The organism is Anaerocolumna sedimenticola (assembly GCF_009931695.1).
Taxonomy (GTDB): domain Bacteria; phylum Bacillota; class Clostridia; order Lachnospirales; family Lachnospiraceae; genus Anaerocolumna; species Anaerocolumna sedimenticola.
The window spans coordinates 1,752,230-1,772,868 of sequence record NZ_CP048000.1; the positions used below are offsets into that span (position 1 = coordinate 1,752,230).

Annotated in this window: 13 protein-coding genes; 12 read left to right on the forward strand and 1 reads right to left on the reverse strand. The window is 38.6% G+C overall.

Annotation, left to right across the window (positions count from 1 at the left end; genetic code table 11):
* The first annotated feature begins 44 nt into the window (after nucleotides 1-44).
* From Ana3638_RS07880 to Ana3638_RS07930, 10 genes are all read left to right on the forward strand, one after another.
* Nucleotides 45-1,214, forward strand: coding sequence for a glycosyltransferase family protein (locus Ana3638_RS07880; RefSeq protein ID WP_161837538.1), 1,170 nt, complete (start codon nucleotides 45-47; stop codon nucleotides 1,212-1,214).
* Between the two features lie 107 nt (nucleotides 1,215-1,321).
* Nucleotides 1,322-1,702, forward strand: coding sequence for a molecular chaperone (locus Ana3638_RS07885; RefSeq protein WP_161837539.1), 381 nt, complete (start codon nucleotides 1,322-1,324; stop codon nucleotides 1,700-1,702).
* A gap of 593 nt (nucleotides 1,703-2,295) precedes the next feature.
* Nucleotides 2,296-3,312, forward strand: a complete 1,017-nt coding sequence (locus Ana3638_RS07890; RefSeq protein ID WP_161837540.1) for a glycosyltransferase — start codon at nucleotides 2,296-2,298, stop codon at nucleotides 3,310-3,312.
* A gap of 416 nt (nucleotides 3,313-3,728) precedes the next feature.
* Nucleotides 3,729-4,808: a hypothetical protein gene (locus Ana3638_RS07895; RefSeq protein WP_161837541.1), complete on the forward strand. Its 1,080-nt coding sequence runs from the start codon at nucleotides 3,729-3,731 to the stop codon at nucleotides 4,806-4,808.
* A 297-nt stretch (nucleotides 4,809-5,105) separates the two neighbouring features.
* Nucleotides 5,106-5,552 carry a signal peptidase II gene (lspA, locus tag Ana3638_RS07900; RefSeq protein WP_161837542.1) on the forward strand — a complete coding sequence of 149 codons (447 nt, stop codon included), beginning with the start codon at nucleotides 5,106-5,108 and terminating at the stop codon, nucleotides 5,550-5,552.
* A gap of 840 nt (nucleotides 5,553-6,392) precedes the next feature.
* The gene (locus Ana3638_RS07905; RefSeq protein WP_161837543.1) at nucleotides 6,393-7,337 is read left to right on the forward strand and encodes an ABC transporter permease; all 945 of its coding nucleotides are present in this window, start codon (nucleotides 6,393-6,395) and stop codon (nucleotides 7,335-7,337) included.
* 18 nt (nucleotides 7,338-7,355) lie between these two features.
* Nucleotides 7,356-8,264: a carbohydrate ABC transporter permease gene (locus tag Ana3638_RS07910; RefSeq protein WP_161837544.1), complete on the forward strand. Its 909-nt coding sequence runs from the start codon at nucleotides 7,356-7,358 to the stop codon at nucleotides 8,262-8,264.
* Nucleotides 8,265-8,347: 83 nt separating this feature from the next.
* On the forward strand, nucleotides 8,348-10,009 hold the full coding sequence (locus Ana3638_RS07915; protein ID WP_161837545.1) for an ABC transporter substrate-binding protein: 1,662 nt from the start codon (nucleotides 8,348-8,350) through the stop codon (nucleotides 10,007-10,009).
* A 217-nt stretch (nucleotides 10,010-10,226) separates the two neighbouring features.
* Nucleotides 10,227-11,207: a LacI family DNA-binding transcriptional regulator gene (locus tag Ana3638_RS07925; RefSeq protein ID WP_408609517.1), complete on the forward strand. Its 981-nt coding sequence runs from the start codon at nucleotides 10,227-10,229 to the stop codon at nucleotides 11,205-11,207.
* Between the two features lie 23 nt (nucleotides 11,208-11,230).
* Nucleotides 11,231-13,783, forward strand: a complete 2,553-nt coding sequence (locus Ana3638_RS07930; RefSeq protein ID WP_161837547.1) for a glycoside hydrolase family 2 TIM barrel-domain containing protein — start codon at nucleotides 11,231-11,233, stop codon at nucleotides 13,781-13,783.
* A gap of 142 nt (nucleotides 13,784-13,925) precedes the next feature.
* Here Ana3638_RS07930 and Ana3638_RS07935 read toward each other — a convergent pair whose 3' ends face one another.
* A complete protein-coding gene (locus Ana3638_RS07935; RefSeq protein WP_161837548.1) occupies nucleotides 13,926-15,530 on the reverse strand; it encodes a CTP synthase in 1,605 nt (534 codons plus the stop codon).
* A 1,108-nt stretch (nucleotides 15,531-16,638) separates the two neighbouring features.
* On the opposite strand from Ana3638_RS07935, the gene ftsH reads away from it, so the two are divergent.
* Nucleotides 16,639-18,582 (forward strand): ATP-dependent zinc metalloprotease FtsH, encoded by a 1,944-nt coding sequence (gene ftsH, locus Ana3638_RS07940; protein WP_161837549.1) that lies wholly within the window; start codon nucleotides 16,639-16,641, stop codon nucleotides 18,580-18,582.
* 146 nt (nucleotides 18,583-18,728) lie between these two features.
* Entirely contained in the window at nucleotides 18,729-20,588 is a 1,860-nt protein-coding gene (gene uvrC, locus Ana3638_RS07945) for an excinuclease ABC subunit UvrC (RefSeq protein ID WP_161837550.1), read from the forward strand.
* Nucleotides 20,589-20,639: the final 51 nt, after the last annotated feature.

Consider the following 20,639-nt stretch of genomic DNA (forward strand, 5'->3'; position numbering starts at 1 on the left):
GTATAATTTAACGCTAGCTATATTCAATTAATAAGTGAGGATATATGAAGAAAATTTTAATTCTTAAAGGGATTTCGCAATACAATGTACTAAGGTATGCAGCAGATGCCATAGCTTCAGGATTTAAAGACTTAGGTTGTCAGGTCAAGGTTATAGGGTTTCATGCAGCAGATGATTTTGATGTTGCATTAAGGGAAATTATGGGAGAGTATGACCTTATATTTTCCTTTCAGGCTCTGTTTTTTGATTATAAATTAGAAGACAATACATTTCTTTACAATAATATTTCAACTCCCGTATTTGGATATATAGTAGACCATCCCTCATATCATCATGAGAGATTATCTGCAGAACTAAATTCCAATGTATACCTGGGGTGTATCGATAATAAACACGTGAGCTATATAAGGAGATATTATCCTGGTATAAAAAATGTCTTTTATATTCCGCATGCGGGGTTTGAATCGAAAGAACGGATACCGTTCGAAAAGAAAGATATAGATCTTTTCTTCCCAGGTACCTATACACCTTCTTTATCATACGTTGAAGCAATTAACCAATTACCTGATATATTCTGCAAGACAGCATATAAAATAATCGAATATATGCAAAACGATTTAACAGTAACCTTAGAGGGTGCCCTTGAGGTATATTTTAATAGTATTGGATTTAATTGTTCCATAGATGAATTCAGAGAACTAATGGTTATGCTTCTTCCTGTTGATGGTTATATACGTTCTTTTTACAGAGATTTATGTATTCATACTTTACTGGAAAATGGAATCCATGTAACCGTGGCAGGAAACGGGTGGAGAGAATTTATTACATCCTATAGTGAAAATTTAAACGTAATTTCTGACAAAGGAATAGATATAGAAAATGTTATTGAATTAATCGGACGTTCTAAAATTGTTTTAAATGTAATACCCACTTATAAAGAGGGTCTGCATGAAAGACTGATAACCGGTATGCATTGCAATGCTGTCAGTTTGACACATTCCAGCACAAGTATAGAGAAATTTTTTAAGAATAAAGAAAATATAGTAATATTTGATTTAAACAACACCGATCAATTACCGTATATCGTTAATGATCTGTTGACAGATGTAAACAAATCAAAAGAAATTGCGATAAAGGGATGCTCCATAGCAGCTGGAAATCATAAATGGAGTGATAGAGCGCGAGATATTTTAAATATATGCTGTAATATTTAGCGGCATCTATTTCATAAAAAATGATTTAAATTAGTTAATTCACTAATTAGAAATTATTTAATAAATTATAAAATGAAAGGTGAACATAATTGTTCTTAGGAAAAATAATGGAGGAAAATACGCTTAAAGTTCAGCAAATGGAGGCATTGGAAGAATTACATAATTATCTGATTAAATTAGTACCGGCTGTTGAGGCTATAATTATTGAATTGCGGGGAGAAAAAAGATCAGATACAGACGAGCTCTTTAATGCTATTATAAATGGTATCAATTGGTCTATTGAAGTATTGAATAGAACTATGGATATTGTAAATGAAAATGATGAGGTTATAGAGAAAGAGAATATAAATGATACCATTAAAAAGTTTAGTTTTGCTATTAGAGAACATAATGAATTAGATATTGCAGATATTTTGGAAAAAAACATTCTGCCATTTCTGGTGACTGTAAAAAGCAGAGTCAGTGTAATAACAAATCGTACTAGTTAATAGCTAAAAGTAAAAAAATAGTAAAAAAAGAAATAGTAGAGTGTATAATGTATAAAGTTGATAAGTTATTTTCTCTTGGGCTAAAAATGTTCTAAAAAATTTAACGTTAATAAACAGATACTTTATATAGGGTTAATATGATATGTTTTGTAATAAAGATAGGTGGTTTTTAGATGAAATTTTCTAAAAACCACCTGGTAGAAATTACAGAGAATTGAATGTGATATTTCGATAATTATGACTTATTCGGTTTTACGAATAGAACCGTTTTTAATTTTCAATCATTTTAATTACCTTTCATCCAACCCATATAGAAAAAATAGATTTAATAGAAGTTTAATAGAAATTTTCTATAAATTTAGTATAACACGACATAATATATTATACAATATTGGTAAAACGACAATTTTCTCTACATAATTATGTCTATTATGCATACAAAATTTGATATTAATTTATAAAAGTTTTAATTTATGAGTCGAATTTTTAAACAAATAAAATGGAAAAAATTTGGCAATATGTCGATGGTATCTAGCCTATAAGTGCAGTATACTAAAATGTTGTATATATTTTTTACAAGGGAGATTTGTAAAATGATTACGATTAGTGCTTGCTTGATTGTAAAAAATGAAGAAAAGGTACTTGCCAGATGTTTGGAGAGCCTAAAAGATATTGTGGATGAGATTATAATTATCGATACCGGATCAATGGATGGTACAAAAGAACTAGCAAAATTATATACAGAAAAAATCTATGATTTTAAATGGGTGGATGACTTCTCAGCAGCCAGAAATTTTTCCTTTTCAAAGGCAGCTATGGACTATATTTATGTGGCAGATGCGGATGAAGTGATTGATGAGGAAAATAGAAAAAAGTTTTTGGACTTAAAGAAAGCCTTATTACCGGAGATTGAAATAGTGCAGATGTTATATTCCAATCAGCTAGCATTTAATACTACATATAATTATGATACAGAGTATAGGCCAAAGCTTTATAAACGAATCAGAAATTTTACATGGGTTGATCCAATCCATGAATCAGTAGCGTTACAACCTGTGATATATGACAGCGATATCACTATCATACATTTACCGGAAAATAATCATGCCGGAAGGGATTTTAAAACCTTTCAGTCAGTAATTAAACGAGGTGAAAAATTATCGGAAAAATTACTGAATCTGTATGCCAGAGAATTATTTATAGCGGGTACGGAATTTGATTTTTTAGAAGCCGAAACTTATTTTGAAGAACAGGCAGAAGAGAATCTGCCTTATGAAAGTTTAAAGGTAATTCATTGTGTATTGGCTAAGTGCGGACGTCTAAGACAAGACGAAGTACAAATGTATAAATATTCCTTAAAAAATATTGCTGGGGGGAAACCCAGTGCGGAAATATGTTATGAGGTAGGGGAATATTTTTATGAAAATGGAGATTATAAGGAAGCTATTATCTGGTATTACAACGCTGCTTATGAGACAGAATGTGACCTTAATATACATTTCTCCGGCGATTATCCTTTATTACGCCTTTCAAACTGTTACAATAAATTAGGGATGAAAGAACAGTCAGAAACTTACAAAAAGCTTGCTGATAATTGGCAACAAAGGTAAGATATTTATTATAAATTGCAGTACTGTTATTAGCGCTTTAAATGTATAGAGGTTACCGGTGACTTTTTTAAAAAAATTATTAATAAATACGCCGATTGTGAAGACATTTTCTCACAGACGGCGTTTTATTATATATATCGAATAAATACGCTAAATCAGAGTAAACGGTAAAATGTATTAAAGATTTTCGAGAGGTTATCTTGTCAATACAATTAATTATATGCATGAGATAAAATTACGAAATAATATATTTAACATTGTATGCCTTTGCGGTTTGTAAAGGTATGTTTCTGGAGTGAATATTACCAAGTACTTGCTGCTTAAGCTGTATGTACCCCCTCGAATATACCAATATTGTTTAGAAGTTATTTGGCTTCATTACAGTGATTTAAAATATATTATTTTAGGAGATAGAAATGAAAGATTTAAAAAGATATACAACTGTCCTGAAAATTATTATTTTCCTTTTAGTCATTAATATTATAGTTGGCGGAAATTTTGTCTTTACGGTTCTTGCTTACATATTTACCTGCCTGTTGATGATTATCCGTACGTTAATGGTACCATCGGAAAGTAAGATAAAAAAATACTTAATTCTATTATATATTGTTATCATGTCATTACAAATAACTTTTATTTCTCTCGCCACTTTCCAACCGGATCATTCGGAGCTTCAAAGATTTCTAGACAGACTTTTTGGCGCAGCTGTAATATGGTTTCCTTTCCTAATAGAACGATTTGTAACAATTAACAAATATTCCAGTTTTTATTTACCATCCGCGCAAGAAGTTTCAAGCATAAGTTTTGCTGATATTAAATCAGGCAGGGATAAAATAATCAATACCATGGAGACAGTAACCAAAGCCGGAAAAGCATTTTCAGTAGAAAACCTGAAAGAAATCAAAAATGATCTGCATCGCCATAATTCTTTTCAGTATATAAACAAAGGTGTGCTGACGAAAGAGTACTTTGAAGAGGCTGAAAAATGGCTTGAAGACAGGCATATATACATTATCCTGTCTAACACCGGAAGTCCGGCCAGTGAAATCATCTCCACTTTTACAAGAAAGCAGTATAATCATGCATCCTTATCCTTTGATCCGGAACTAAAGACCATAATCAGTTATAATGGCGGGGAACGAGTATATCCGCCTGGTCTGAATTACGAAATGCTGGATTTTTTCAATAAGAAAGCGGATGCCTCCATCCTTGTATATAAACTGCCGTGCACCCAGGAACAAAAAACAATCATACTGGATAAGGTGAAAGAAATCAACCGAGATGGAAGTGCGTACAATCTAATGGGATTAGTTTTGAGATATTCCCATAAACCCAATATTATGTTCTGTTCCCAGTTTGTCTATAAAATGCTAAACTTTGCTGGAATTGCCTATTTTGAAAAAAGGGATGGAGAAGTAAAACCTACGGATTTAATAGAAATGGATTATTATCGAAGACTGCAATTTGTATATGAAATGAAGCTGAACGAAAATTAAAAGGTGAGATTAGGCGGACAGGCGGGATAACTATTACAGATATGGGATTCGCACAGGTAATGCTAAATTAGATTAAGGTAAAAAATCAATTACTGTTCGCTTGTCTATAAATTATAATTATCTTAAGTTATTTCGTTCTTTTATGGGGAATACTTTTATTAAAAATTAACATGAATAATATTGATAAATCTGAAAATTTTCATTATAATGATTGATAAGTAAGATTTATTCACTATTTATGCTAAGTTATACTATAGTTCCTAATATAATTCAAACCAAACCGAGCGGAGGAGTATAATGATCTATATTCTTATTGTAGCGTTGATTTTTATCACTGAATATAAAATAAAGAAATATATTGAAGAAAATAAGGAAATGCATAAAAAAGAAGAAATACTAAATGGCAATATTATTTTGGAACGTTATCATAATAAAGGTGCAATGCTAAACTTTATGGAGGATAAGGTAGAGCTGGTAAAGAAGATAACCGTTGCTCTGGTGGGTGTTCTTATATTACTTTTTGCGATGCTTCTGCCTAAAAAAGGGAATCGTGTCTTGAAATTTGCATTAGCCCTTATATTAGGCGGTGCTTTAAGTAATGTACACGACCGTTTGATCAGAGGATATGTAGTTGACTATTTTAGTTTTAAGTTCCTGAAAAAGATAATATTTAATATTTCGGATATCTGTATCTTTCTTGGATCCGCACTTATTACCTTATTATCACTATTTAAAAAAGACTAAAAATAATAAAAAATAGTGATTACGATGAACAATTTGGTCAATATGATGATGTTGGGTCAAAAGCACTTTAAACATAGACATTATGAATACAGTGTATATATACTCTGGTATTCATTCAAATATTCAAAAAGCAAAATTGCCTTTCTGACACTCAACTCTATCAATAAATAAACAAGTATATAGCCATGAATTAAAGTAAGCCAGTCCTGTCGGCTTATTATTAATTCATGGTTATATGATTTATTTATTCTCTTATTTTAGTAGTTCCAATACGGTTTGGGGTATCTGGTTCGCCCTAAAGAAAAGAAGTGCCATAAAAATGGAGAAAGCTGAAAATATTAGCAAAAGATATAAAGTAATATTCCTTAAGGATTCCTATATTATGATTATAGAAGAGTGTTAATAAAGATAATAACAAAAAAAACAGGAGAAACGTAACCTTTATGTTTCTCCTGTTTTTTGAATTCTTTTTATAGAAAGAAATTGTATCTGAGTTATTGGTCGTTAAAAGCAGCTTTTTGCTGCTTTTTTTGTTGCGCAATATAGTGCGGTAACATGGGAAGATTTGTTGCTCAAGGTTGCTCAAAAATATGGAATATTTTGGCGGAATTATACAATACAGAATAAAATATATTTGGAATTATGCAAATTGAATTAAAAATGTTATAAGCGTATTATAAAAAAAGAGCTATTTAGGTAATAAATGCACTATAGGATCAGCTGTAGATAAGAGTAACTGTTAATAATGCACATTTTCCGAAAAACCGCTTTGACGGCGGTAGCGAAGTGAGAAAGAGAGGATGAGAAGTTACACAAAAAATAAAAAGAAAGGAAGAAAAAATGAGGAAAGTAACAAATAACAATCGGTATAAGGTGCCATTCTTTAAAACCGTAAGAAAACATTGGATGTTGCTGGCTATGCTGTCTCCGGCGCTTTTATATGTGATTATTTTCTCATATATACCTATGACGGGTATTGTGCTGGCATTTAAGAATTATCAGTATTCCGGCGGCATCTATGGGTCTCCGTGGACAGGGCTGGACAATTTTAGGGCGCTGCTGGTAGCGGGAAAGTTGGGACAGGTAACACGTAATACACTGTTGTACAATATTGCATTCCTTATATTGGGTGTAATTTTTGAAATGGGCAGCGCAATATTGCTAAATGAGTTGTTTGGCAGACAATTCAAGAAGATAGCCCAATCCTTTATGTTCCTGCCATATTTCATCAGCTGGGTTGTAGCTGGCGCAATTATGTATAACATATTCAATTATGAGAGGGGTGTATTCAACCACATTCTGAATATGCTGGGAATGAATTCTTTCGATTTATATAATACGCCCGGAGCATGGATTGTCGTCTTGATTTTCTTGAAGATATGGAAGCAGACTGGATATGGGTCCGTCGTATATCTGGCTGCCATAACCGGACTGGACCAGGAGATGTTTGAAGCATCTTCTATAGATGGAGCCAGCGTTTGGCAGAAAATCAGATATATCACGATTCCTTCCCTGATACCTACCATGATGATACTGGTGTTGTTAGGTATCGGCAATATTTTCAGGGGCGACTTCGGTCTGTTCTACCAGACAGTGAAGAGCAGTGCGCTGCTCCAGCCTGTGACGGATGTCATAGATACCTATGTGTTCCGGCTGTTGATTACTAACAGCGATATCGGCGTATCAGCCGCCGCCGGTTTGTATCAATCGGTACTCTGTTTTGTAACAATTACTGTCTGCAACAAGCTCGTCAAAAAAATGAACCCGGATTATTCCCTGTATTAATGGAAGGAGAGCAATGTTATGTCAAATAGAAAGATAAATCATGGCAGGCGTATGAGTAAGGATACCCTTGCAGTAAATGTGTTAGGTTATGTAATGATTGGTTTATTTGCCCTGATTTGTGTAATTCCCTTTTATCTGATCATTGTGGCATCCTTTACACCGGAAGCTTCTCTGATTCGTAACGGATATCCTCTGATACTTACCGAATTCAGTGTACAGAGCTATCTCCTGTGTCTGAAAAATCCGCTTTCGATATTAAAGGCTTATGGAACTACGATCGGTGTTACCGCTGCTGGCACAGTACTATCCGTATTTGTGGCATCTATGACAGGGTATGTGCTGTCACGTAAGGATTTCCCTTGGCGGAATAAGCTCTCATTTTTCTTTTTCTTCACCACATTGTTTAATGGAGGATTGGTGCCCTGGTATATGATGTGCATACGTTATCTGAATTTTAAGAATTCTTATCTGGGAGTTCTGCTGCCGTTAATGTTCTCCGTATGGAATATGATAATCGCCAAGTCTTTTATGAATGGTATTCCCAATGCAATCAGTGAATCAGCCAAGATGGACAGAGCAAATGATTTTGTGATCTTCACCCGTCTGATTCTGCCATTGAGTAAGCCGCTGCTGGCAACCTTAAGCCTGTTCTCCGCACTGGCCTACTGGAACGACTGGTACAATTGTATGCTGTATATTACAAATGAAAATATGTTTACCTTGCAGTATTATCTGCAAAGAATACTGGGAAGTGCAGAAGCTATGAGACTCGTGGCGGAGAAGTCGGGTATCGCACTTCCGTCCGTCCCTCTGGAGAGTATGAAGATGGCAATGACGGTAATTGCTACCGGACCTATCGTACTACTGTATCCTTTTGTACAGCGCTATTTTGTCAAGGGGCTTACGATTGGCTCAGTCAAAGGGTGAGGGAGCTCTTCGGTGTCAGGTTAATGTTAGTGTATCCGAAGCAATAATTGCTTCAGAACATAAATAAGAAGGAGAGAGAATAAATGAAAAAGAACAAACTAGTATCAATCATTTTAATTCTATGTCTGTTGGTTACAATGCTTGCTGGATGCGGCCGATCTTCAACAACTGCCACGGACAACAGCTCCGGTACTGCAAAAGTCACGGAGTCTGCAAAAACAGGGAGTGAGGCAACAGCAACGGAAACGTCGTCAGTTTCTCTGGATGGCCTGCCGGAATCCGTAAGTGCAGGCACTATTGCTGCATCACCGGATTTCTATTCGAATACTGATTTGAGTAAGGACTATACCGTTAACATGTATCTCATCGGCGATACCCCTAAAGCTTGGGACGAGGTGCTTTTGAAGGTTAATGAATATTTAAAACCCTATAACACACAGCTTGCAGTAACATTCATGAGCTGGAGTGATTATCAGACCATGTATTCCCTGGTGTTAGCAGGCGGTGAGGACGTAGATCTGATTTTTACAGCCCCCTGGTGTTATATGTATAATGAAGCAGCAAAGGGTTCCTTCTATGAACTAAAAGATGATTTTATCACAAACTATATGCCCCTAACCAGAAAATATCAGGCAGATGAGAGCTGGAGTGAAACCAATATTGCCGGAAAAACAGTTGCAGTTCCCTCTAATGTTGCTACGCCTATGGGTAAGATTGTAGCAGTACGTCAGGATCTGATGGAGAAATACGGAATGTCTGAGCTTAAGACTTGGGATGATTACAAGAAATTTATGCTCACCATTGCTGAAAAAGAAACCCCAGGCAGTGGTATCTATGCACTGGCAGCAGCTACCGATAATAATGAACTGTGGGATGTATACCGTCAGCAGTCCGACACTTTCCTGGCTTTGGACAGCAGCTATCTGGATATGATGTATCAATATAACGGCGGTATCCCTGCTAAGGAGGATATCAAGCTGGCTTATGAGTATGACAGCTTCCGCAATTTCGCCAAGGATATGAAGGAAATGGCTGATGCAGGATGCTGGAGCCGCAGTGCTCTGACCAACACAGTAACAGATGATGATGCTTTCGGCAATTTGCAGGGTGCTTCCATCGCATGGAATGCTTCCGTATTCACCTACATGGAGCAGGCAGAGAAGACGGCTGGTGTAAAATGTATGGCGTATGATCTCACCACTGACCATCTGGTAGGTGCAGAGGCATATTCCAACAATGATATGGCAATCGCAGCAGGTTCCAAAAATCCTGAGCGTGCCGCTATGATTCTTGATATGATGAAATTCGATACTTATTTGAACAGACTCCTTATTCTTGGTGTTGAAGGCGAGCATTACAGTATCGATGCTAAAGGCCAATATACAGAGCTGGATAAGGCCACTGATTTTGCGGCATCCGCAATCTCCGCTTCATGGGCAATCAAGAACGGTAATTTGACTGAAGCAGGTGTACCTGAGCGTGAGAAAGCCATCACCGATTCATGGCAGGATCGTGTGGTTATGAATCCCACCATCACCTTTGTATTTGATGATACGAAAGTTAAATCCAATGTCGCTGCTGTAACGGCTGTCCTTACGGATTATGTTCCTTCGCTTGAACTTGGTCTGGTGGATGATGTTGACGCCTCATTAAATGAGATGCTTCAGAAATGCAAGGATTCCGGTTTGCAGGAGATATACGATGAATTTTATAAACAGTATGATGCGTGGTTGGCAACCCGTTAACAGGCAGATTATAGGGGCAGGCATTCTGCCCTCTTCTATGGACAAGAAAACTACTCTGCAGTTTTCTATCGAAATATAAGAATTCTGCCGGAGAAACGAAATTCTTACTCCCTGTTTCAAGTAATATTTGCGGACGCTTAAGCGACCAAGTTGCGTTAGTATGAAAAGCTGGCAGGATCTTTATTAAAGAGGAGGAAGAAATATAACATACGATGAGATTGCAAAAAATCTGGGAGTATCCAAGAGCACTGTTTCCCGGGCATTATCCGGAAAGGGAAGAATTGGGGAAACTACCAGGATAAAAATACGCTCCTACGCCCAAAAGCATGGGAAATGGCAGGGAGATAAACAGGCAGCAGAGCATTCCAAAACAAAAAACATTGCAGTAGTAATTCCTACGGATGCGTATACTACAAGTATTCCTTTCTTTTATGAATGCCTGCTGGGAGTCAGTGAAGTGGCGTCAATGCTCAAGTATAGTGTACTGATTACAATTGGTGCACCAGGTGATATATCCGGTATTCAGGCACTTGTGGAGAAAAATGAAGTGGATGGACTGATCCTGTTGCGCAATATTGAGGATGACAAGCTTTTAAAGTATCTTGTTGAGAATCATTTTCCCACAGGTCTGGCTGGCACCTGTAATTATGAAGAAGTGATTCAGGTGGATATTGATAACAGGGCGGCTTCGGAAAGCCTGGTATCTCTGTTGATTGGCCAGGGATACCGCCGTTTCGCAACGGTGGTGGGGGACTCGGCCTATCATGTAAATAGGTGTCGGTGTCAGGGCTGTTATGATGCCTTTGATAAGCATGGACTGCCCAGGGAACAACAGATGTTTTATCCAAACTTTGTAAATATGGAGCTGATAGATAGTATCATCAGTGATATGTTTGCTAGAAAAATAGAGTGTATCATGTGCGGAGATGATGTAATCTGTACAAGAATTATGTCAAGACTGCAGGCAGAGGGGTATCGGATTCCCAGGGATATTTCCATTGCATCCCTGCATAACAGTACGAATTTGGACTGCTTCTCACCTGCGGTCACTTCAATCAATGTCTCTGGAAGACAGGTTGGTAATATGGTTAGCAAGCAGCTGATTAACCGGCTTAAGGGAGAGGCTTACAATGCCAAGACTAATCCGGGTTATGAGATTCTGTTGCGCAAATCAATAGGGAAAATGTATTCTGTATAAGAAAGATAGGAGAGGTAGGGAAAATGTATTTAACAGCGAAGAAAGTAAGACAGAGAGAAAATTTCAATCTGAACTGGTTCTTTTATCACGGAGAAGAAGACAGAAGACCAGGGGAAAGTGACACGGCCGCCTACAAACCGGTGAAGCTGCCCCATGACTGGAGTCTTGAGTATCCCTTTGATGAACACGCAGCTTCCTGCGGCTCGGGCGGTTATGCAGAGACGGGAATAGGATGGTACAGAAAATGTTTTCAGGTAAACCCTGACGTTTTGATTGGTGGCAGGGTAGTGCTGCAATTTGACGGAGCGTATATGTTGACTCAGGTTTGGATAAACGGACATTATCTGGGGCGTCATGTCTATGGCTATACACCTTTTGAATGGGATATCACAGAGTTGCTATACCGCGACGGCGGTGAGAATGTGGTGGACGTAAGGGTAGATAACTCTGCTCAGCCCAGCTCACGGTGGTATTCCGGTTCCGGAATTACAAGGGATGTATGGATATGCGGGGTAAGAGATCTTCATGTTGCTCCCTACGGTGTATGGGTACATAACCTCGAGGTAACTAAGGAAAAGGTGCGTCTTGCTGTGGAAACGCTGGTGTGTGAACAAAGCACTCCTGTGAGGGATAACAGTGCCGGTACAGTCAAGTCAATTACGGTGGGAACCAGTATATATGGGCCGGGCGGTAAACTTTGTATACAGGAACAGATAAAAGAGGAGATAAACGGAATTCAGGAAGCCGGAAGACGGTCAGGAGAAAACTGCAGCGGGCTGGTACATACTTTTCACCAGGAACTTGAACTTTCTTCTCCTACGTTGTGGAATGTGGATAATCCGGCACTGTATGAAGTAATTACCAGGGTCTATGCTGACGGAGTACTGCAGGATGAGGTACATACCGTGACTGGGTTTCAGAATGCCCGGTTCGACAGCAAACAGGGATTTTTGCTAAATAGCGTAAGGGTGAAGTTGAACGGTGTATGTATCCATCATGACGGCGGTTGTGTGGGTGCGGCGGTCCATCCGCAGATATGGGAGAGAAGACTTGAGAAACTGAAAAAAATGGGTGTAAATGCCGTGAGGATGTCCCATAATCCGCCGGATCCTGCACTTTTGGATTTGTGTGACCGGCTGGGGTTAATGGTGATGGATGAGGCCTTTGACGAATGGCGTATCCTCAAGGGTAAGGAACTGGGTAGCAATACCCATGAAAGCAGAGGTTATTCAGAGTGGTTCGACAACTGTCATGAGGAGGACATACGCACCATGCTTCTGCGTGACAGGAATCATCCAAGCATCATTATCTGGAGCATCGGCAATGAGGTGCCGGAACAGACAGTCCCGGAGGGTTATCTGACTGCAAGGCATTTAAAAAGTATTTGTAAAGAATTAGACCCGGAGCGGGCTGTGACCCAGGCGAACGATCAGGTTTGCGCTGAGCCGCATGCGGCAACAGAAGAGTTCTTAAATGAGCTGGATGTGGTGGGTTACAATTATGTGGACAGATGGCGTACCAGGCAGGAAACTCTCTATGATGATGACAAACGCGCCTATCCGAACAGGTGTGTGCTCGGTACGGAAAACAGCGGCCTCGGCGGAATCCGGGGAGAATATCTTATGACCCTGCAGGAAAGGGCGGGCTGGTGGAAGAGGCCATATTACAGTGCTCCGGTGGAAATCGGCAGGCTGCTGCGTTTTACTATGACGCATGATTATGTGGCGGGAGACTTCATGTGGACTGGGATCGATTATCTGGGAGAAGCCCACTGGCCGTTGCATTCCTCCTGTGCAGGAGTGTTGGATACCTGCGGGTTTGAAAAGGACAGTTTCTATTTCTATCAGAGTATCTGGAAACGCTCTGAACCTATGGTACATCTGCTTCCCCACTGGAACCTTAATGTAAAAGAAGGCTCAATTTTGCAGGTATTGGGCTATACCAGCTGTAACAGTGCAGAGCTTTTCCTGAACGGAAAATCTTATGGCAGAAAGGCTTACACCTATCCGGCTTATGGAATGACGGAGAAGTACGGACATTATGATAAGAACCCTACACCAATCAATACAAATGATTTATTTTTAAGTTGGGATGTGCCCTATGAACCTGGGTGCATTGAGCTGGTAGGATATGTGGACGATAAGGAGGCTGCCCGTCATGTAGTGAAAACAGCCGGAGCACCTGCGGCAGTACGATTGTCCTGTTACCGGCAGCAGATGAAGGGAGACGGCCTGGATATTGCCCAAATAGAGGCAGAGCTTTTGGACAGCCAGGGTAATCTGTGTGTGCAGGCAGATACGGAACTTATCTTCACAGTAGACGGTCCTGCCTGTGTGATAGCTGTGGATAACGGAAATCCGGAGGAGATGGAGAGCATGAAAAAAAATCATATCCATGCATTCCATGGACGGGCTCTGGCTATTATACAGTCATCAGGAGAAACAGATGAAGCTGGTCTGGTCAGGTGCAGCACAGCAGAGAAATGTTCTGCACAGACAGGGACAAAACAGTGCACCGTACGTGTCCGGGCGGAAGGTCTGACAGGAGATGGCATTCCCATTATAATAGTATCCTGACGTTACTGTCAGATGGTAATAAAGGTGATAATTGCGGATAAAAAAACAGTAGAAACTTAACATTTATGTTTCTACTGTTTTTTGACCAGAGTCTTGACAAAAATAGATGCTTAGATAACTATGTTGTTTCGCAATTACCTATTTATTTCTGATATTCCAACGCCGCCCCAACAAACCCTTTAAATAACGGATGCGGTCTGTTCGGTCTGGATTTAAATTCCGGATGGGCCTGCGTGGCAACAAACCATGGATGATTTGCTAGTTCCATCATTTCCACAATACGTCCGTCAGGGGATAAACCGGATAATTTAATGCCGCCGCGGACAAAATCTTCACGGTAATAATTATTTACTTCATAACGGTGTCTATGTCTTTCATGAATCACTTTCTCACCATATAATTCATATGCTTTTGAGGTTTCATCCAATACACAGGGGTAGGAGCCTAACCTTAAAGTTCCCCCGATATCTTCAACACCGTCCTGTTCAGGCATTAGATGGATAACCGGGTGTGTAGTACTTGGATCAAGTTCCACACTATGAGCATCTTTAAAGCCAATTACATGGCGGGAAAATTCTACGATGGCCAGCTGCATTCCTAAGCAGAGGCCTAAGAAAGGAATATTATTTTCACGGGCATATTTAATTGCGGAGATTTTACCCTCGATACCTCTGTCACCGAATCCGCCTGGAACCAGGATTCCGCTGACATCAGAGAGGATTCCGGCTGCATTTTCATCGGTTAAAGTTTCGGAAGGAATCCATTTAATATTAATCGATGCATTGTGGGCAACAGCACCATGTTTTAAAGATTCCACTACGCTGATATAAGCATCGTGGAGCTGCGTGTATTTACCAACCAAAGCAACGGTAACTTCTTTTGCGGGGTGCTTTAATGCTTCCACCATTTTCTCCCATGCGGTAAGATCCGGAGTCGGACATTCAAGAGCCAGGCATTCACAGGCAATATTTGCCAGATGTTCCTTTTCCATTGCTAATGGAGCTTCGTATAATGTTTCAACATCAAGATTCTGAATAACGTGGTTACTTGGTACATTACAGAATAATGCGATTTTTTCTTTGATACCGGGTTCTAAGGGGAGTTCGGTTCTGCATACAATGATATCCGGGCGGATACCCATTCCCTGAAGCTCTTTAACGCTGGACTGGGTAGGTTTTGTTTTCATTTCCCCGGAGGCTCTTAAATAAGGGATTAATGTTACATGGATAAGGATTGCGTTTTCATGACCAACATCATGCTGGAATTGACGAATTGCTTCAAGAAATGGCTGACTTTCAATATCACCCACGGTACCGCCTACTTCAATAATGGCAATCTGGGTATCTTCACATCCGTCATTATGATAAAAACGGTTTTTGATTTCATTGGTGATGTGAGGAATAACCTGAACGGTTCCGCCGCCGAAATCCCCGCGTCTTTCTTTGGATAAAACGGACCAATATATTTTACCTGTTGTAACATTGGACTGTTTTGTTAAGCTTTCATCAATAAAACGCTCATAATGACCTAAATCAAGGTCAGTTTCAGCTCCGTCATCCGTAACGAAAACTTCACCATGTTGAATTGGATTCATGGTACCCGGGTCTATGTTAATATAAGGATCAAACTTTTGCATTGTTACATGGTATCCGCGCTCTTTTAGCAATCTTCCTAAGGAGGCAGCGGTGATACCTTTTCCCAAGCCTGATACTACTCCTCCGGTTACAAATACATACTTAACTCCCATTCTTATGATTCCTCCTTTGATTATAATATTTATTGTTAGTTTATTTTTAACTGGTTTCTTTTCAGGGTAATATACTATATATAACGTATATTCTTTGTTTCATATATCTTCATATATCTTTAAGAAGCTGCTTTCCAAACTACTGATAAAAGACAATGTATTTACGTAATGTATTTGATTATAAGAATATTAAAATTGTCTATTAATTTTTATAATGAATAGAATATAAATAACATACATATTTAACGAGTCAAAGCTTTACTATATACAGGTATCACGATACATTGTCACCAATGTAGTTATAACTAATTATTCGTCATTACCGATATAATTATTAATAACTGTACTTCTGCTCATAAAAAAGTAGATATACGTAATTCACTGCTGTCTGATAACAGTAAAAGCAGTTATTCGCAATCCACCTAGATGCCTGCCTTTAGCCCCACAACTGCTTCCATTTGTGAGGTTAAATAATGAAAAAAGCCCTAATACAATCGATGGAAATTCGTATTCCATCGGTTTAAGGCATTTTAAACAAGGATAAAGCCTGTTTGTCTTCATACTATCATTTTAAATTCCTTAATCCCATTAATGTACTTAACATGTACAAAATCAGGATGGAGAAAGACACTTTATATTTTTTTTGCAATATCTTAAAAGTATATTTTTAAACAATCACAAGCTATTATACTATCATCTAATAAATAAATCCAGTATAATTTTAAAAAAATTAATATTTTTTTTATTTCCAACACAAAAATTTCATGACATATGTATTGATTTATAGTTGGAGTAACATTATAATGAATTGTATCTATTATAAATCTTTATTTATCCCCAGTTTAGCTTACAAGTAAGTCCCTCGCTGCTTATCGCAGCATAAGCGGTGTGTCCTGACTTGCTTGCTTCAGTCTGAGTTCATGCTCCGACTGTAATACCTGCGTTGCAGGTAAGGATAGAGCCAAGTAGCGTAGCGGACCTAAGAACATCCGCTTTGGCAACAATGCTTCGATAAATGTGATCCAGCTGTTAGCATGTTTTGCAAATAGATATGATTTATTTAGACCTATCATTACAAGTTTAAAAAATAATACGAAGGAGGTAGGGTATGGATAATAAAAAATTAAATAATAACAAACGCGGAATGAATAATAAGAAAACATTTTTCTATATTTTAATAGCTGCAATCGTTACTTTGGCATTATTTACTTTTATGACGAATCAGTTAAAAGCGGGCAGTAATATTGAGATTTCTTATGATAAATTTATCAATATGTTAGATAAAGGGGAAGTAAAATCTGTTCTTATACAGTCAGATAAAATCGTGATAGAGCCGGTTACGCAGCCAAATCAGCTTTATAAAATATCCTATTATACAGGTGTAATTAATGATGATAAATTAGCAGACCGCCTCTTGAATGCCAAAGATAAAGATGGTAACCAAGTTACGATAAAACCTGAGATTGTTGATACCAGAACGACTTTAATGGATATCATTGTTGTCTGGATATTACCATTTGTGTTAATTTATCTGGTAATGTGGTTTTTATTTAAGATGATATCAAAAAACGGCGGCGGTATGATGGGCGGCGTCGGAAAAAGTAATGCAAAGGTTTATGTAGAAAAACAGACCGGTGTAACCTTTAAGGATGTAGCCGGACAGGAGGAAGCAAAAGAATCCCTTACTGAACTTGTGGATTTTCTCCATAATCCTGGAAAATATACCAGGATTGGTGCTAAGCTGCCGAAAGGCGCATTATTGGTAGGACCTCCTGGAACCGGTAAGACCTTACTTGCTAAAGCAGTAGCCGGTGAAGCCAATGTACCGTTCTTTTCTTTATCCGGTTCCGACTTTGTAGAAATGTTTGTCGGTGTTGGTGCATCCAGGGTAAGAGATCTGTTTAAACAGGCCCAATCCATGGCACCATGTATTATATTTATTGATGAAGTAGATGCCATCGGTAAAAGCAGGGATTCCCATTACGGCGGCGGTAATGATGAAAGAGAACAGACATTAAATCAGCTCTTATCAGAAATGGATGGGTTTGATACTTCCAAAGGCCTTGTAATCCTTGCGGCAACGAACCGTCCGGAGGTACTGGATAAGGCATTACTTCGTCCGGGACGTTTTGACCGCCGTGTCATAGTGGATAAACCGGATTTGAAGGGACGTATCGATATATTAAAAGTTCATGCAAAAGATGTATTGATGCATGATTCTGTTGATTTAGAAGCAATAGGTTTAGCCACATCCGGAGCGGTAGGATCGGATCTTGCTAATATGATAAATGAAGCGGCAATTCTTGCAGTTAAAAAGGGCAGAACTGTTGTAACCCAGGAAGATTTATTTGAATCTGTAGAAGTGGTAGTAGCCGGTAAAGAGAAAAAAGACCGCATTCTTAATAAGGAAGAAAAGCAGATTGTTGCTTACCATGAAGTAGGCCATGCATTAGTAACCGCTCTTGAGAAGAAAGCGGAACCGGTGCAGAAGATCACCATTGTACCAAGAACCATGGGATCTTTAGGCTATGTAATGCAGGTTCCTGAAGAAGAAAAATACCTCATGAGCAAAGATGAATTAATAGCCAGAATCGTAACCTTATATGGCGGCCGTGCTGCGGAACAGTTAATATTCAATTCCATAACCACCGGAGCTTCCAATGATATTGAGAAAGCAACCCAGCTTGCAAGGGCTATGGTTACCCAATACGGTATGTCGGATAAGTTTGGTTTAATGGGATTAGAATCAATTGAAAACAGGTATCTGGACGGAAGAGCCGTATTAAATTGTGGTGATGCAACGGCAGCAGAGATTGATAAGGAAGTTATGGCAATCTTAAAAGAATGTTACAGTAAAGCGGAATCCTTATTAGCCGATAACCGTGAAGTGTTGGATAAGATAGCTGCTTTCCTTGTAGAGAAAGAAACGATTACAGGTAAGGAATTTATGGATATATTCCGTGAAGTAAAAGGTTTACCCGCCGAAGATGATTTAGATGGTGAGAAACCGGTAATTGAGGATAAAGAAATTCCTTCACAGCCGGTAATTTAAATATTTAAATTGAGTGACAAAACAAGTAGTGTTAATGAAAATATATAGTTACCAGATGAATGTGGGTTTATATTTCAATTAAAATGAAATGTAAACCCACATTCTGGACGAAAGGTAATTTAATCTATAATTAAAAAGGAGAAGCCATGTTTTTTAACATAGAAGAAGAATTAAAGAAGCTTCCTGCCAAACCCGGGGTATATATCATGCATGATAAGCATGATACGATAATATACGTCGGCAAGGCAATCAGCTTAAAGAACCGGGTCAGACAGTACTTTCAGAACAGCCGGAACCTGACTCCTAAGATTCAGCAGATGGTTGCCAGAATACAGTATTTTGAATATATCATTACGGATTCCGAGCTTGAAGCTTTGGTTTTAGAGAGCAATTTAATTAAAGAGCATAGGCCAAAATACAATACCATGCTTAAGGATGATAAAAATTATCCTTATATCAAGGTAACCGTACAGGAAGCGTATCCAAGAATATTATTTGCCAGGGAAAGGGGCAAAGATAAAGCAAAGTATTTCGGACCCTATACCAGTGCCAAATCCGTAAAAGATACCATAGAGCTAATCAGAAAGCTTTATTTTACAAGGAGCTGTAACCGTAACCTGCCGAAAGATATCGGCAAGGAAAGACCATGCCTGTATTATCATATAAAACAATGTAAAGCACCCTGCCAGGGTTATATCTCACAGGAAGATTACAGGGAATCCGTAAACCAGGTTCTGGAGTTCCTTAACGGTAATTTTTCTATGATTACCAAACAGCTGGAGCAGAAAATGAATGATGCGGCTATCAATATGGAATACGAAACGGCAGCAGAGTACAGGGATTTGTTAAACAGCGTTAAACAGGTATCGGAAAAGCAAAAAATAACCAGTGACGAGTCCCTGGACAGGGATATTCTTGCCAGCGCTACCGCGGGAGATGAAGCCGTGGTACAGGTATTTTTTATCCGAAACGGGAAATTAATCGGCAGGGACCATTTTTACTTAACCGGTGTGGAGCATGAAACAAAAAGCAGTGTTATGACTAGCTTTGTGAAACAGTTTTATGCAGGGACTCCTTTTATACCCAGGGAACTTATTTTAAGCGAGGCTTTAGAGGATCAGGAAATTATTGAAGAATGGCTGGCCTCCAAACGCGGGCAGAAAGTTTACATTAAAGTACCGGTAAAGGGTGAAAAGGAAAGACTTGTTGAACTGGCTAGAAAAAATGCCTCCATGGTTCTGCAGCAGGATGCGGAAAAAATTAAACGGGAAGAAGCCAAAACAGTCGGAGCCATTAACCAGATTGGTGAGATGTTAGACATTCCCGGACTTTGCCGTATCGAGGCTTTCGATATCTCTAATATCAGCGGTTTTGAATCGGTAGGTTCTATGGTGGTATATGAAAACGGCAAACCGAAACGGAATGATTACCGTAAGTTTAAAATAAAAGGGGTGAAAGGTCCGGATGATTATGCTTCCATGCAGGAAGTGCTTACCAGGCGGTTAACCCATGGACTAAAAGAAGAGCAGGAATTAAAAGATAAAAATCTGGATGCGGAATACGGAAGTTTTAACCGATATCCGGACCTGATTATGATGGACGGCGGGAAAGGTCAGGTAAATATCGCTGAAAAGGTGTTAAGTGAGTTAAAGATGAATATACCTGTTTGTGGTATGGTTAAGGATGACAACCATAGAACAAGAGGACTACTTTATAATAATGAGGAGATTCCATTAGATCATAACAGTGAAGCTTTCAAACTTATAACAAGAATCCAGGATGAAACACACCGGTTTGCAATCGAATATCACAGACAGCTTCGAGGTAAGACGCAGGTTCATTCCATATTGGATGATATTGTGGGAGTCGGAACAGCCAGAAGAAGAGCGCTTATGAAGCATTATCAGTCATTGGAAGCAATAAAAGCTGCAACAGTCGAAGAACTGGCTGCGGTTGAAACCATGAACAGCAGGGCTGCAAAGCAGGTATATGATTTTTTCCATTAAAATATAGATATTCAGGGCTATAGACATCCATGCAATTAACCTTATGTTTTA

What these genes read in the sequence shown, in the direction of transcription:
- Ana3638_RS07895 (WP_161837541.1), top strand. Translation starts at nt 3,729, where the DNA reads ATGAAAGATTTAAAAAGATATACAACTGTCCTGAAAATTATTATTTTC.
- ftsH (WP_161837549.1), top strand. Translation starts at nt 16,639, where the DNA reads ATGGATAATAAAAAATTAAATAATAACAAACGCGGAATGAATAATAAG.
- Ana3638_RS07910 (WP_161837544.1), top strand. Translation starts at nt 7,356, where the DNA reads ATGTCAAATAGAAAGATAAATCATGGCAGGCGTATGAGTAAGGATACC.
- lspA (WP_161837542.1), top strand. Translation starts at nt 5,106, where the DNA reads ATGATCTATATTCTTATTGTAGCGTTGATTTTTATCACTGAATATAAA.
- Ana3638_RS07890 (WP_161837540.1), top strand. Translation starts at nt 2,296, where the DNA reads ATGATTACGATTAGTGCTTGCTTGATTGTAAAAAATGAAGAAAAGGTA.
- Ana3638_RS07935 (WP_161837548.1), bottom strand. Translation starts at nt 15,530, where the DNA reads ATGGGAGTTAAGTATGTATTTGTAACCGGAGGAGTAGTATCAGGCTTG.
- Ana3638_RS07880 (WP_161837538.1), top strand. Translation starts at nt 45, where the DNA reads ATGAAGAAAATTTTAATTCTTAAAGGGATTTCGCAATACAATGTACTA.
- uvrC (WP_161837550.1), top strand. Translation starts at nt 18,729, where the DNA reads ATGTTTTTTAACATAGAAGAAGAATTAAAGAAGCTTCCTGCCAAACCC.
- Ana3638_RS07930 (WP_161837547.1), top strand. Translation starts at nt 11,231, where the DNA reads ATGTATTTAACAGCGAAGAAAGTAAGACAGAGAGAAAATTTCAATCTG.
- Ana3638_RS07915 (WP_161837545.1), top strand. Translation starts at nt 8,348, where the DNA reads ATGAAAAAGAACAAACTAGTATCAATCATTTTAATTCTATGTCTGTTG.
- Ana3638_RS07885 (WP_161837539.1), top strand. Translation starts at nt 1,322, where the DNA reads ATGGAGGAAAATACGCTTAAAGTTCAGCAAATGGAGGCATTGGAAGAA.
- Ana3638_RS07905 (WP_161837543.1), top strand. Translation starts at nt 6,393, where the DNA reads ATGAGGAAAGTAACAAATAACAATCGGTATAAGGTGCCATTCTTTAAA.